This is a genomic window from Pauljensenia sp. 20925_1_25 (assembly GCF_041433955.1).
In the GTDB taxonomy this organism is placed as follows: domain Bacteria; phylum Actinomycetota; class Actinomycetes; order Actinomycetales; family Actinomycetaceae; genus Pauljensenia.
In genome coordinates this window covers 98,615-111,837 of record NZ_JAPWCL010000002.1, presented here as the reverse complement: position 1 = coordinate 111,837, position 13,223 = coordinate 98,615, and the positions used below count along the sequence as shown (strand labels likewise).

Sequence of the window (13,223 nt, the reverse complement as noted above, 5' to 3'; positions counted from 1 at the left end):
GATCGTGCCACCGGAACGATCTTGGCGCGGCGCGCACTGACGAGCGGAGGAAGCATGCATACAGTCGCCACTGGACGCACTCGGCCCGTCATTGACCGCCGCAACAATAAGGCTGTCCGAGACATCGCCCGGCTGCGCGCGCGCCGTGCTGCTCGCCTGGCCGCTGAGATCGCTGCCGGCCGTCGCCGCATGGTGATGACGGGTATTTGCGCGCTGTCCACGGTCATCCTTACCATCGTTATTGCTGCCACCTCGATCGCGTGGACCTGGATCCTTGTCCCGATTGCCGCGCTGGTGGCGTCGCTGTCCACCTCCCGCGTCGCGGCCGTGCGTTCGCAGCGTGCGTCCGAGCGTGAGTTCGAGCAGCTCACGAAGCTGCGCGCCGACGTGCGCGGTGGGCGACCCGCGTCGTTCGCCCCTCAGGCTCGCAAGGCTGAGGCCGTGAAGGCTAGCGACGAGGCTGTGGTTGCTCCGCGCGTGTCCTCGTCGTCCGCTGCCCCTGCTCCGTCTGCGTCCGCTCCTCGTGCTGACGGTGCCGAGCCTGCAACCCAGACAGGTTCCGTTCCCTCCCTCGTGTTCAACGTCGAGGTGCCAGAGGCCGTTGAGGTTGCCGACACTCCTGCTCGCGCGTGGACCGTCGCCCCGATCCCCGCGCCCACCTACGCGTCGCGTGATCGCATTCGCGGTCGCATCGTCCACGCCGACACCGACCTGCGTGGTATCCCGCGTATCACGGCCGCTATCCCGGCGCGTCCGATCGCCCAGACCGCCCAGGTGGGTGCCCGCTCCACTGAAGAGGTCGTCGCCGACCAGATCGTGGCCCTCGACCTGGACGCCGTTCTGGATGCGCGTCGGGCCCAGTAGGGCTGCTGATTGCTGTCGTTGCCGCGCCGCGAGCCCCGGGCTCGCGGCGCGGCTCTTTCGCGGCACCTTGGCGGCGCTGGGGGAGTGGGGTGTCTTGCTCGGTATCGTCTTCTGTGCGGAATCTTCGGTGCGGCTGCTACGGCGCGGGAGCTACGGCGCGAAGGCGTGCTGATTTCGGTCGGCTTGCGTGATCGTCTGAGAGGGTGCTAAGGTATATCCGTCCTTGGGGCTATGGCGCAGTTGGTAGCGCGTCTCGTTCGCAATGAGAAGGTCGGGGGTTCGAATCCCCCTAGCTCCACCACACACCGACATCCGATTGTGGATGTCGGATTTTTATTTGCCCGGACGCGCTCCGCCTCGCGGATAGGTTACGAGCATGCGGATAGGTTACGAGCATGCGGATAGGTTACGAGCATGCGGATAGCCACATAACCTATCCGCGAAAGCAGGGTTAAAGGACAAAACGTGTTGGTTTTATGGTGACTTTTCGGCTTTTTGGTGCGGAAAAATCGGTATTGAAGTTGGTGGGAGCCAACTTGAAGGATGGACTAAACGTGTTGGTTTTGTAGCGACTTTTTGGCTTGCTGGTGCGGGAAAATCCACATTGAAGTTGGTTGTTTCATCGTGGGGGTATGAATACCCCCAAATGTCCGGCGTGCGGGCGAGTGATGACCAGGTATGGGCACTCAGCGTCAGGGGCGCAGCGATGGCGCTGCTCCCTGTGCAATATCAGCCAGGTCAGCCGCATTAATTCCACGGCGAAGCATCTTGATGAGTTCTTGGCGTGGCTCCTTGGAAGGCGCCGTCAGGCGGACATGCCGGGTTGGGGTCGTTCGTTTCGTAGGCGTTGTGAGCCGTTGTGGCAGTTATGGCCGTTTAGCCCGATCGTCGATGAGGTTCATGACGTCATCTTCGTCGACGGCATCCACCTGGGTTGAGGCGCTGTGGTCCTTATCGCCCAAACACCCGATTGCGTGCTGGGCTGGTACGCGGCCAGGAGTGAGAACTCTCGGGCCTGGGGCGCGCTCATGAGCCGGATCGCGCCCCCGGCTTTGGTCGTGACCGACGGGGGCAGCGGGTTTGCGAGGGCGTGCACGAAGGTCTGGCCGACTACGCGTGTGCAACGCTGCACCTTCCACGCGTATTGCCGTATTCGCCAAGCCACTACGACGCGCCCCAAACTGGCGGCCTCACAAGGTTTATACGCTCTTGGGCAACAACTCTTGCATGTGGAGGGCCGAGAAGATGCTCAGGAATGGATCGGTGCCTACCAGGACTGGTGCGCGCGCTGGAAGGACTTCCTGGAGGAGAAAACACGCAGGCTTGACGGAGGATGGGAATACACCCACGAGAGGCTTGTTCAGGCTCGTAACAGCCGCAACAAGCTCATCAGGCAAGGTCTGTTGTTCACGTACCTGGACCCCACCTGGGACCACCCGATGCCCGCAACAACCAACCAGATCGAAAGCACGAACGCTCGCCTACGCCAGATGCTGCGCGACTACCGCGGCATGCGCCTGACCCGACGCATCAAAGCCGTGTTCTGGTGGTGCTACACCCACTCTGCGCACCCACAGCCAGCAGCCCGCATCCTCGCCACCATGCCCACCGACACATACCTCGAAAACGCCTGGCAACAAGCCGCGCAAAACCACCAAGCCACCGCCATCATCCCCGGCTGGGGCGACGCAATCTGCTTCAACGAACTCCACCACACCACCCCCTACCACAACACCTGGGACTAACCCCTCAACCAACACGTTTTGTCCTATAACCCGAAACTGAAGGCGGTGGTCACCCAAAACATCGACGGCCTCCACCAGGCCGCGGGCTCCAAGCGCGTGCTCGAGCTCCACGGGAACTGGACGAGGCTGGAGTGCACGGGGTGCGGCGCGCGCTCCACCATCGACGACTTCGACGAGGCCCGGGCCGGGCGCGTGCCCCACTGCCCGTCGTGCTCCGCCGTGGTGCGCCCGGACATCGTGTTCTACGGCGAGGCTCTGGACCCGGCGACGCTGGAGGGGGCCGTCCTGGCCATAGCGGGGGCGGACATGCTGATCGTGGGCGGCACGTCGTTGGCGGTCTACCCGGCGGCCGGGCTCATCGACTACTACCAGGGCGGGCGCCTCGTCCTCATGAACGCGACGCCCACCCCCTACGACGGGCGCGCCGACCTGATCATCCGCGAGGCCATCGGCCGCGTCTTCGCGCAGATCCAGGAGCACGTGTGAGCAGGCGCCACAGTGCGGCCAGAGTAAGTGGCGGCGTGAGGCAGTTTCGCACCCGGTGCCCACAGCGCTGACTCACGCAACAGCACCCGCTCGCCCCACTGCGCCGCCAGCGCCCATCGATAGGCCCTGGGCGGCGGGACATCACATGGATCAGCCCGCCGCCCTTGGGATTCTGGGACGCCCCGAGCCGCGGCCTACTGCTACCCCTCCTTCCCGTCGTCCATCTTGCCGTCGTCCATCTTGCCGTCGTCCATCTTGCCGTCGTCCATCCCCCCCTTCATGCCATCGCCCGACATCGAGTTCTCCATCTTCGTGTCCTGCGTCATCGACGGCGACGACGGGTTCTCCATCTTGTCGTTGGCGGAGTTCCCACAGGCCGCCAAACCAGCGGCGAAGACGACGGACAGGGCGGCTGCCAGAGCCGCGCGGCGAATACTCATTGCGTGATTCCTTCTGTTGACGGGCGCTCCGTTAGCGCCTTCACCCTCCTATTCGGCGCGAACAGCGCCACGGATCACCCAGCCATCAGTGACATGCAACACACGACATCCACTGATCCACGACTGCGACTGCGACGAATCAGGAGTAGCACCACACGAAAGGAGCATCATGACAACCCTGGTCCTCATCGGATTCCTCGGTGGCCTCATCACGGGCATCTCCCCGTGCATCCTCCCCGTCCTCCCCGTCATCTTCATGGCGGGTGGCGCCGCTTCGGCGCGCCCCTCCCCTTCCTTCGCTGTTGCTCCGGGCACCGGCATCTCCCTCGGGGGGACTTCCGGCGCACAGGAAAACCACCGCGCGACACGGCCAGTGCCCCGCGCCCCCTCGAAATGGCGGCCCTACCAGGTCGTCGCGGGACTGGTCCTCAGCTTCACAGCATTCACGCTGCTCGGCTCGACACTGCTCACGGCGCTCCACCTGCCCCAGGACTTCATCCGGTGGGCCGGGGTGGTCCTGCTGGTCCTCATCGGTGTGGGCATGATCGTCCCACGGTTCATGCACGTCCTGGAGAAGCCCTTCGCCGTGTTCTCCAAGGCCGGTAGGCGCACGGGGACCAACGGCTTCGGCCTTGGCATCGTCCTCGGCGCCGCCTACGTGCCCTGCGCGGGACCCGTACTGGCGGCGGTGATCGTCGCCGGCTCCACCGGCCGCATCGGGGCCGACACCGTGGCCCTGGCGCTCTCCTTCGCCGCGGGCACAGCGATCCCCCTCCTGGCCTTCGCCCTAGCGGGGCGCCGCCTCACCGAGCGCGTCTCCGCGTTCAGCCGCCACCAGCGGCGCGTGCGCATCGCCGCGGGCGCCACCGTCCTGGCGTTGGCCGCCGGGATCGTCACCGACTTGCCCGCCGTTCTCCAAAGGGCGCTGCCCGACTACACGTCAGCGCTGCAGCGCAGCGCCGATCCGGGTCTGAGCAGGGGCGAAGGCCAGCGCTCAGCCTGCGTCGACGGCGCGACGACCCTGGCGGACTGCGGCGCGCTCCCCTCCTTGAAACCCACCGCGTGGCTCAACACGGACGGCGGGGCGGCCCCCCAGGGCAGTGGAGCGACCCTGGTCGACTTCTGGGCGTACTCGTGCATCAACTGCCAGCGCTCCATTCCCGGGATCGAAAGGCTTTACGAGGCGTACCACCCCTACGGGCTCCAAGTCATCGGCGTCCACTCCCCCGAGTACGCCTTCGAGAAGGAGACCGCGAACGTCCAATCCGGGGGCGACAAGCTGGGCATCACCTACCCGATCGCCGTCGACTCCGACCTGGAGACCTGGACGGATTTCGACAACCACTACTGGCCCGCCCAGTACCTGGCGGACGCGCACGGGCAACTGCGCTACACGCACTTCGGAGAGGGCGGCGAGGCGACCCTGGAGTCACTGATCCGCCGGCTCCTGGCCGACCAGGGCAACGCGCTGCCCGACCCGCTCTTCACCGACGACGGCGTCGAAGGAGTGGCCTTTCACCGCACGCCCGAGACCTACTTGGGCCACGAACGTGCAGCAAGCTTCGCGGGGACGGAGGCCTACTCCGCCGGGACGCGCGACTACGCGGCCCCGGCCTCGTTGGGCGCGGACCGCTTCGCCCTGCAGGGACGGTGGACCATCGGCGCCCAGTCGATCAGCCCCGCCGACGACGAGGCGGAACTGCGCCTCATGTGGCGCGGACGCCGCGTGGACCTGGTGGTCTCGGGCGAGGGCGACCTCACCTGGGAGATGGACGGCCAGTCCCACACCCAGCATGTGAGCGGCACCCCGAACTCGATGACGCTGGTGAGCGGTGACACCGATTCCTCAGGGCTGCTCACCGTCACGGCCAGCAAGGGTTTGGCGCTCTACTCCTTCACCTTCGGGTGACGGCTTGGCCGCGGAGGAACAGGTGGCCTTCGCGGCGCCGCCCCGGCGGAGACCCCGCCCGGCGCCGGGCGTCCCCCGGCACCGGGCGCCACGGCGTTCTATCATGAGCACCGTGAATGACACCGCCGCAGGCGACCTGGGCCGCGAAGACCTGCAGTTGGTCGCCGAAGGGGACAAACGGGCGTTCGCGAGGCTCTACGACGCCTGGGCGCCCACGCTCTTCGCGCTCATCAGCTGCGTCCTCAAGGACCGCGCCCAAGCAGAAGAGGTCCTGCAGGACACGTTCCTCCACGTGTGGAGGCGCGCCCCCTCCTACGACCCCGGCCGCGGCAGCGTCCGCGCCTGGCTCACCACCATCGCCCGCAGGCGGGCCATCGACCGGGTGCGCTCGGCCCAGGCGGCGCGCGACCGCGAACTCGCCTCGCCCCCGGACGTGGACTGGGACCAGACGGCGGAGGAGGCGGAGTCCCGCATCGCGGGCGGAGACGTCCGCCGCGCGCTCGGCTCCCTGGGGGAGCCGCAGAAGACCGTCATCCTCCTGTCGTACTTCGGGGGACTGAGCCATTCGAGGATCGCCGACGCGACGGGACTGCCGCTCGGCACCGTGAAAAGCACGATCCGCCAGGCCCTCGCCCGCCTGCGCACCATCTTGGAGGAACGATGAGCGACCACATCCTCGACGACGACGAGACCGCTGCCCGCCTCGGCGCCTCCCTCGCCCCCGTCGAGCCGTCGGCGCGCGTGCGCGACGCCCTCCTGGCCGCGATCGAGGAGGTCGAGCAGGAGCGGCGGACGGGGGCCCCTGAGGAGGCCGCAGCGGAGGACGGCCCCGGCGCCGGCCCGCGCCTCGTCCGCATGGCGGCGCCCACTGCGGCGGGGGCAGGATCAGAGGCGGGCTCCGGCTCCGGGGTGGCGGCCGAGACCGGGGCGGACTCCGGATCCGGAAGCCGCGGAGGTGCCCACGGGAAGGCCCCCGCGCGCGACCGCAGGGCCATCCCCATGTTCGCGCGCGTCCTCGCCGCGGCGGCTGCGGCGGTCGCGCTCTTCGCAGCGGGGATCGGCGTGGGCCGGTGGACCACGATGACCTCAATGGAGTCCACCAGTCACTACGCCGCCCTCAACCAGGCGCAAGACGTACGGCGCTCCACCGACACCATGCCCGACGGGCACGTTGTCACCCTCACCTGGTCACCGGAAATGGGGATGACCGCGATCACCACGCCCTCGGCGCTGCGGGCACCCGAGGGACAGGTGATGCAGGTGTGGGCGCGCCACGGAAACACCGTCGAATCCTTGGGCGTTTACGAGCGGCGGGGCGGGGACTACTCCTTCGTGGACATCATGCCCCAGCCGGGCAGTGAGATCTTCTTGACCTTCGAGCCCCAGGGCGGGTCCGCCCAGCCGACGGGCGAGCCCCTGGTGGTCCTGCGCGTCGGGGCCCCGGACCCGGCCCCCACCCCGGGAGGGGCGCCCACACCGGACAGCGGACCGGCCCCGGGAGGGGCGCCCTCCCCCTCAACCGCGCCCACCTGGGACGGGGGACGATCATCTGACGGGCAATCGGGCGCAGTGTAGACGGCGCCGCGCAGCCCCGTTTTACGCACACAAGGATCGGAATTACGCAACATGCGACCGCGTACAAGGGCGGAATCAAGCCGTTGTATGCGCAGTGTGTTTCGGAAATCAGTCCCCTTACGTGCGTGCCCGACTAGGCCGTGTTGTCTGATTCCGGTCCTTTTGTGTGCGTGGTTGTGGGGAGGGGCTGCGTGTGCGGCTCGTTGTCGATGCTTTGGGCGGCTTCGTACGCTGTGCTGCGGGATTCGCTCGCGGTTGCGCGGCTTCGTGCGCCGCTTCACCACTTAGCCCGCCGTTGCACCACTTAGCGCACCGCTACACCACTTAGGGCTCCACTGCGCCACTTAGGCCCAAATGGGCCCTGGTTCTCCCGGCGTGTCGGGGGCCTAAGTGGTGCGGGCAATGCCCAAGTGGCGCAGACGCGGGCGCGCACCCGGACCCAGGCGCCCTTGGGCCAGGCGCAGCCGTGCCGCCGCACCACAGCCGCGCCCTCCAGTGCCCAGCGGACGACACTGGGGCAGGAAACCAAGCATTGGGGCAGGTTAGCCCTCATTGGGGCAGGTTACCAACCTGCCCGAATGACCTGTTTCCTACCCCAATGCGGAACAACGCTTGCAAAACAGCCCGCCGGGTCGGGTCACCTCGCCGACCGGCCACCTGGTCGGGTCGTCGGGAGCCGAGGCCGCGGCATGGCGGGCGCGAGGCCTGGCGCGGGCACCCCCGCCGGAAGTGTGAACTGCGTCCCGGAACTTGGACGCGTTTAATGGTAGCCGTTATGCGGCTTGCTGGAGGGCCTGATCTCGGTATTCTGCCGGGGTCAGGCCCTTGAGCTTTACTTGGCGTCTTTGTGTGTTCCAGTAGGTGATGTAGGCGTTGAGGTCGGCTTTGAAGCTCTCGAAGGTTTGCCAGTCTTGGCCGCGGAAGAATTCGTCCTTGAGGTGCCCGAAGACCTGTTCGGTGGCGCCGTTGTCGATGCAGTTGCCTTTGCGTGACATGCTCTGGATGAAGCCGTTGTCAGCGAGCGTTCTGATGTAGGTCTCGTGTTGGTACTGCCATCCCATGTCTGAGTGCAAGATCGGCTCGGCTCCTTGGGGCTTGGCGTCCATGAGTATCTGGAGCATCTCTTGTTGTTGGGCGAGGTTGGGGTGCATGGAGATGGAGTGGGCCACGATCTCTTTGCTGGCGAAGTCGTAGACCGGAGCGAGGTAGGCCTTACCGAAGGAGAGCGTGAACTCGGTGACATCGGTACCCAGTTTCTGCCAGGGCCCATCGGCCTTGAAGTCGCGGCCGATGATGTTGCCGAAGCTTTGCCCCACGTTCCCCTTGTAGGAGTTGTACCTGTGGTAAGCCCGCTCGCGGCGTATGCCGCAGCGCAGCCCCATCTCGCGCATCATCTTCAAGACCGTCTTGTCGGCGATGCGTGCTCCTTCTTCGGCGCGCAGGCACATGGCTACCTGCCTGTGACCGCACCCGTTGGGAGTGCGCGAAAAAATCTGAGCGACCTTGGGCCGCAGATGCGCTCTGGTTGGCAGCTGGGGGTGAGCCAGCGCGTAGTAGTAGCTCGACCTGGCAAGACCGGCCGCCTCAAGGAGATCGCACACCGCATGTCCGCGCCCTGAAAGCTCGGCGACCACTAGGGCTTTGTCCCGGTTTGGGAGCGCCTCTGCGCCTTCAGGGCAATCGATTTTTTTAGATACACCACCTGCGCCTCAAGCTTACGCACGCGCTCCTGGAGCTCCTCCTCACGCGTTGGGGCCACCGCCCGCACCGACCCCTTCGGCCTGCCCTTAGGCTTGGGCTTGAGCGCCTGCGCGCCGCCCTCGCGGTACAGCCTGCACCACCGCTTCAACGGAGTCGCACTCGCAATACCAAAACGCACCATCGCCTCAGGCTTACTCATCCCACCATCAACCACGGCCCTGGCTGCGGCGACCTTGGTCTCATAGTCGTATCTGGTCTGCTTTACTCCCATGGCAAGAAGCCCATCCTTCCCAATTGCGCGGTACGTCTTCTGCCAGTGTCGCACGGCCTCAGCAGGCACACCCAGCCTCTTGGCGGTCAAACGATAGCCAAATCCCCTCTCAAACATCTCCACCGCTTGCTCACGAAGCAAACGATCATGCCTCAACCGCAGATCCACAGGCACGAAAAGCCTCCCATTCCCAGGACTTCAATTTCGATGTCCAAGAAACGGGAGGCAGTTCACGGGGGCAGCGGGTTTGCGAGGGCGTGCACGAACATCTGGCCGACCACGCGCGTTCAACGCTGCACTTTCCATGCGTATTGCCGTATCCGCCAAGCCACCACAACGCGCCCCAAACTGGAGGCCTCACGCAGCTTATACGCTCTGGGGTGCCAGCTCACCCACGTGACAGACATTGAAGGCGCCCAGGAATGGATAGGCGCCTACCAGGGGTGGTGCACGCGCTGGAAGGACTTCTGGGAGGAGAAAACACGCAGGCCGGGAATACACCCACGAACGTCTCGTGCGGGCTCGTAACAGCCTCAACAAGCTCATCTCCCAGGGGCTCCTTTTCACCTACCTGGACCCCCTGGGCACATCAGATGCCCGCGATGACCAACCAGATCGAAAGCACGAACGCCCAATTACGCCAGATGCTGCGCGACCACCGCGGCATGCGCCTGACCCGACGCATCAAAGCCGTGTTTTGGTGGTGCTACACCCACTCAGCTCACCCGCAACCAGCAGCGACGATCCTGGCGACCATGCCCACCGACGAAGCCCTCGAAAATGCCTGGTACCACGCCAGCCAAACACACCAAGCCACCGGCATCATCCCCGGCTGGGGCGACGCAATCTGCTTCAACAAACTCCACCACACCACCCCCTACCACAACACCGGGGACTAACCCCAGCAACACGAAATGTCCTATAACCCCCGTCTCCCTCTTCTGCACGTGAATCCGGGATTATAGGACACTACGTGTTGTTGGAGGGGTAACTTTGGGTTAAAGGACAAAACGTGTTGGTTTTGTGGAGACTTTTCAGCTTGCTGGTGCGAAAAAGTCGGTGTTGAAGGTGGTGGGAGTCAACTTGGAGGGTGGACATATCGTGTTGCTGGGGTGGTGACTTGTCGGCTGTGTTGCGCGGGAAAGTCGCTGTTGTGGGTGGTCGTGTTTGCCGTGTTTCTGGATTTGCCCAAATCGCAGACCACCTCACCCAAAACAGCCCATTTTTGCCGTTTTTCGGCGAGGTGGTCTGCACTTTGGGCGACACGCTCCCGTATGAGAGTCACTCGTGCTGGTGATGTGCCGATTTGACGCTTCTCATGCCACCACGACCCCAACCACGCAGACACCGGGTACCACAGGGCACGAGAGTGTAGCTCCAGTGCCCAACGGTGGCCAGGTCCAAAGCTGATACCCCGCGGCCACAGCGCAAACAACGAGCGGAGCACCAGACCGTGCGCTGGCCTGACATCTAGCGATGCAACACGGCAACACCACGTGTCCAATAGCCTAAACCCGCTAATTGGAGCGTGGGCGAGGCTGCCCGCATACGGAATAGCGGGCCTGCGTGCGGACGAGAGGACCCAGCTTCGGAATAGCAGGCCCGCGTGCGGACGAGAGGAGTCCTTCGATAAGAGCGTGGCGGGGGTCTCTTCTCCGACCTCGAGCCGCAGCAGTCGGATCGTGTGCTAGCGGATAGGTCCAGTCTCGTGTTGCTGGGCGCGAGGGGTACGTTTCCTGGGCGCAATGGTGGGTCGGTTGTGTGTCGCTGTGGTGACTAAGGTGGCGGCGTTCGCGCCGTTGTGTCCCGCTGTCCGAGGTTTGGATGAGGTCGTCGTCACACGGAAGTCAAGAGTTAAACTGAATGGTCTGAAGAAAAGCTCAAGTCATTGCGACGATGCCGTAACTGGAGGAAAAACGTGTCTGACGTGCAAGGAGAGGCCTTCGGGGAGGTAGTACCTGCGCCCGGCGTGGCAGATGAGGTGCTCGATAGCTCCATAGCAAGTGACGGTGGGGACAAGCGCCCATCAAGCGCTCACGTGGATAAGGCGTGTGGCACTGTGACCAACGCTGAGATCGCGGAGCTGCTTGGGGGCTTGGATGAGAACGTGCGAGCATTTACCGATCGGGCTGAGTTCTACGAGAATTTGGTGCGTAAGCTGCAGAACCGTGTGGAGTCCCTGCAGGTTGACCAGGTGCAGCAGCTTCTTGGACCCGTATTGACGCGGCTTGCCATTCTCGTCACCCAGTCCGCGGACGCTGCGCAGCTCGCACGGATACACGGGGAGGGATACCGGGCCGACGTCGAGTTTGAGTATTTCCACGACGCACTCATTGAGACACTCGACCTTATCGGAGTTGAATCCGTTGGAGCAACACCCGGGGCCGCGTTCGACAGATCGGTGCATGCGTCGCGCAAGACTGTGCGGACAGGAGACCAGGCGCTGGACTGGACGGTCGCGAAGGTACTCCGACAAGGCCTCGTCCGTCCGGGTTCGGAACGTGCATTCTTACCCGCACAGGTGAGCGTCTACCGTTACGACGCGAACCTCGACAGATCGGCTGACGAACCACACACGAACCAGGAATCAGATCAGGAAGGAACCCTCGCATGAGCGACAAGGTGTATGGCATCGACCTGGGAACGACGTACTCCGCGGTGGCCATGATCAGTGACATCGGTATGGCGGAAATCGTCAAGAACTTCGTTGGGGAAGACACGACCCCCTCGGTCGTCTACTTCAACGACGATGGCACTGTCGACATCGGCAGCCAGGCCAAGCAGACACAGGTGAGCGACCCCGACAACGCCTGCTCACTCATTAAGCGTCACATAGGTGAGGAATACCCGCTCGAATTTCGCGACCAGGAGTACACACCTGAGTCTATTTCTGCGCTGATCCTCAAAGAATTGGTGAACAACGCCAACAGCCAGAACGGCCTGGACATTAACAAGGTCGTCATCACGGTTCCCGCGTACTTCGGCACGCAGGAACGCCAGGCCACCAAGCAGGCCGGCGAGATTGCCGGCCTGGAAGTCGTTGGCATTATTCCCGAACCGGTGGCAGCCGCCATCGCTCTGTGCGCGCGCCAGGAGGAAGAACAGACACTACTCGTCTTCGACCTCGGCGGCGGTACCTTCGACACGACCATTCTCAAGACGCGCGCCGGCGAGGTCGAGGTCATCGCTATCGACGGCAACCGTCTGCTCGGCGGTGCTGACTGGGACCAGTGCTTGGAGGACATTTTCCTGCAGCGTTTTATCACGCAGGCGGGCCTTGACGACGATAACGACCCCTCCATGGACGATGACTTCATGACCGAGCTGCGCGTTGCCGTTGAGGACGCCAAAAAGATGCTGACTGTGAGGCCGTCGACCAATCTGCTCTTGCGCTACGAGGACAAGAAGGAACGCGTCGAAGTGACCCGAGAGGAGTTCGAGGCGGCTACCTCGCACCTGGTGACCCAGACGGTAGATATTACGCGTCGAGTCATCGACACGGCGCGCGCCAAGTTCCCCGGTCTGACGATCGACCGCTACCTCCTGGTTGGCGGATCCTCGCGCATGCCCATGATCAGGAATGCACTGACCGGGGCTGGATTCACCGTGGAAAACACTGACTTCGATCTGTCCGTTGCGAAGGGAGCGGCAATCTTTGGGCAGGGCGAGATCCCCACGCCGGAGTTTGCCGACATGGACAGCGGAACAGAGGCGAGTGCCTCGGGATCGAGCGCCCTGCCGAGCCTCGGGCCGCGTCGCACCGTGGTGACTAACGTGTTGTCGCGCGGACTGGGGCTTGAACTCGCCAGGGAAGAATCAGCCGGTTCCTACGTGCAGTACGTGCACTTCCTCGCGCACGCGAACGAGACGCTGCCGCTGACTGCCTCGATGACGGGTGGCATTCTCTTCGATGGCCAAACGAGCGTCGAGTCTGCACTCTACGAGCAGGGCGGCGAAACAGAGTCTGAGAATCCGGCGGACAACAAGGCCATGGTGTCCGGTCCGAGCACGACCGTTGATGGCCTGCCTCCCATGCGTAAGGGTGACCCGCTCGAGATCACCCTGGAGATTTCCGAGGAAGGTGTTGCCACGCTGGTTCTCGTCGAACCGACGACGGGTAAATCCTTTAGGGCGCAGGCTGCGGTGTCCATCCTGACGCAGGAGGACGTGCAAAAAGCGAAGAAGCAGATCGCTGGGATCACGACCCGGTCATAGGATCAACGAGAAGGAGT

Annotated in this window: 10 protein-coding genes, 1 tRNA gene and 2 pseudogenes; 10 read left to right on the top strand and 3 right to left on the bottom strand. The window is 64.3% G+C overall.

Going from position 1 to position 13,223, the window contains the following annotated elements:
* Positions 1-54: 54 nt before the first annotated feature.
* The 4 genes and pseudogenes from O3932_RS01805 to O3932_RS01790 form a co-directional block, all read left to right on the top strand.
* Positions 55-864, top strand: coding sequence for a hypothetical protein (locus tag O3932_RS01805; protein ID WP_371535788.1), 810 nt, complete (start codon positions 55-57; stop codon positions 862-864).
* Positions 865-1,089: 225 nt separating this feature from the next.
* A tRNA-Ala gene (locus O3932_RS01800) sits at positions 1,090-1,165 on the top strand.
* Between the two features lie 331 nt (positions 1,166-1,496).
* Positions 1,497-2,609 (top strand): annotated as a pseudogene (locus O3932_RS01795) (IS1249 family transposase).
* Between the two features lie 33 nt (positions 2,610-2,642).
* Positions 2,643-3,095: pseudogene (locus O3932_RS01790) on the top strand (NAD-dependent deacetylase); the annotation flags it as partial.
* Positions 3,096-3,295: 200 nt separating this feature from the next.
* Here the strand turns inward: O3932_RS01790 and O3932_RS01785 are convergent.
* Positions 3,296-3,535 (bottom strand): hypothetical protein, encoded by a 240-nt coding sequence (locus tag O3932_RS01785; protein ID WP_048727176.1) that lies wholly within the window; start codon positions 3,533-3,535, stop codon positions 3,296-3,298.
* A 169-nt stretch (positions 3,536-3,704) separates the two neighbouring features.
* On the opposite strand from O3932_RS01785, the gene O3932_RS01780 reads away from it, so the two are divergent.
* From O3932_RS01780 to O3932_RS01770, 3 genes are all read left to right on the top strand, one after another.
* Entirely contained in the window at positions 3,705-5,444 is a 1,740-nt protein-coding gene (locus tag O3932_RS01780) for a cytochrome c biogenesis protein CcdA (protein WP_371535786.1), read from the top strand.
* Between the two features lie 103 nt (positions 5,445-5,547).
* A complete protein-coding gene (locus O3932_RS01775; protein WP_371535784.1) occupies positions 5,548-6,108 on the top strand; it encodes a sigma-70 family RNA polymerase sigma factor in 561 nt (186 codons plus the stop codon).
* The gene (locus O3932_RS01770; RefSeq protein ID WP_371535781.1) at positions 6,105-7,019 is read left to right on the top strand and encodes an anti-sigma factor domain-containing protein; all 915 of its coding nucleotides are present in this window, start codon (positions 6,105-6,107) and stop codon (positions 7,017-7,019) included. Before O3932_RS01775 ends, O3932_RS01770 begins: the two co-directional genes overlap by 4 nt.
* 773 nt (positions 7,020-7,792) lie before the next feature.
* On the opposite strand, the gene O3932_RS01765 is transcribed toward O3932_RS01770, so the two are convergent.
* Positions 7,793-8,653, bottom strand: a complete 861-nt coding sequence (locus tag O3932_RS01765; RefSeq protein WP_371535779.1) for an IS3 family transposase — start codon at positions 8,651-8,653, stop codon at positions 7,793-7,795.
* Positions 8,653-9,165, bottom strand: coding sequence for a transposase (locus O3932_RS01760; protein ID WP_371535777.1), 513 nt, complete (start codon positions 9,163-9,165; stop codon positions 8,653-8,655). The genes O3932_RS01765 and O3932_RS01760 overlap by 1 nt, the downstream gene beginning before the upstream one ends.
* 428 nt (positions 9,166-9,593) lie before the next feature.
* Between O3932_RS01760 and O3932_RS01755 the strand changes: the two genes are divergently transcribed.
* From O3932_RS01755 to O3932_RS01745, 3 genes are all read left to right on the top strand, one after another.
* Complete coding sequence (locus O3932_RS01755; RefSeq protein ID WP_371535774.1) at positions 9,594-9,890, top strand: hypothetical protein; 297 nt, start codon at positions 9,594-9,596, stop codon at positions 9,888-9,890.
* Between the two features lie 1,019 nt (positions 9,891-10,909).
* A complete protein-coding gene (locus tag O3932_RS01750) occupies positions 10,910-11,605 on the top strand; it encodes a molecular chaperone GrpE (RefSeq protein ID WP_371535771.1) in 696 nt (231 codons plus the stop codon).
* On the top strand, positions 11,602-13,206 hold the full coding sequence (locus tag O3932_RS01745; protein WP_371535768.1) for an Hsp70 family protein: 1,605 nt from the start codon (positions 11,602-11,604) through the stop codon (positions 13,204-13,206). Before O3932_RS01750 ends, O3932_RS01745 begins: the two co-directional genes overlap by 4 nt.
* The last annotated feature ends 17 nt before the right edge of the window (positions 13,207-13,223 follow it).

Coding starts and splice junctions, on each gene's coding strand:
- O3932_RS01780 (WP_371535786.1), top strand. CDS start 3,705: ATGACAACCCTGGTCCTCATCGGATTCCTCGGTGGCCTCATCACGGGC.
- O3932_RS01805 (WP_371535788.1), top strand. CDS start 55: ATGCATACAGTCGCCACTGGACGCACTCGGCCCGTCATTGACCGCCGC.
- O3932_RS01775 (WP_371535784.1), top strand. CDS start 5,548: ATGAGCACCGTGAATGACACCGCCGCAGGCGACCTGGGCCGCGAAGAC.
- O3932_RS01745 (WP_371535768.1), top strand. CDS start 11,602: ATGAGCGACAAGGTGTATGGCATCGACCTGGGAACGACGTACTCCGCG.
- O3932_RS01770 (WP_371535781.1), top strand. CDS start 6,105: ATGAGCGACCACATCCTCGACGACGACGAGACCGCTGCCCGCCTCGGC.
- O3932_RS01755 (WP_371535774.1), top strand. CDS start 9,594: ATGACCAACCAGATCGAAAGCACGAACGCCCAATTACGCCAGATGCTG.
- O3932_RS01785 (WP_048727176.1), bottom strand. CDS start 3,535: ATGAGTATTCGCCGCGCGGCTCTGGCAGCCGCCCTGTCCGTCGTCTTC.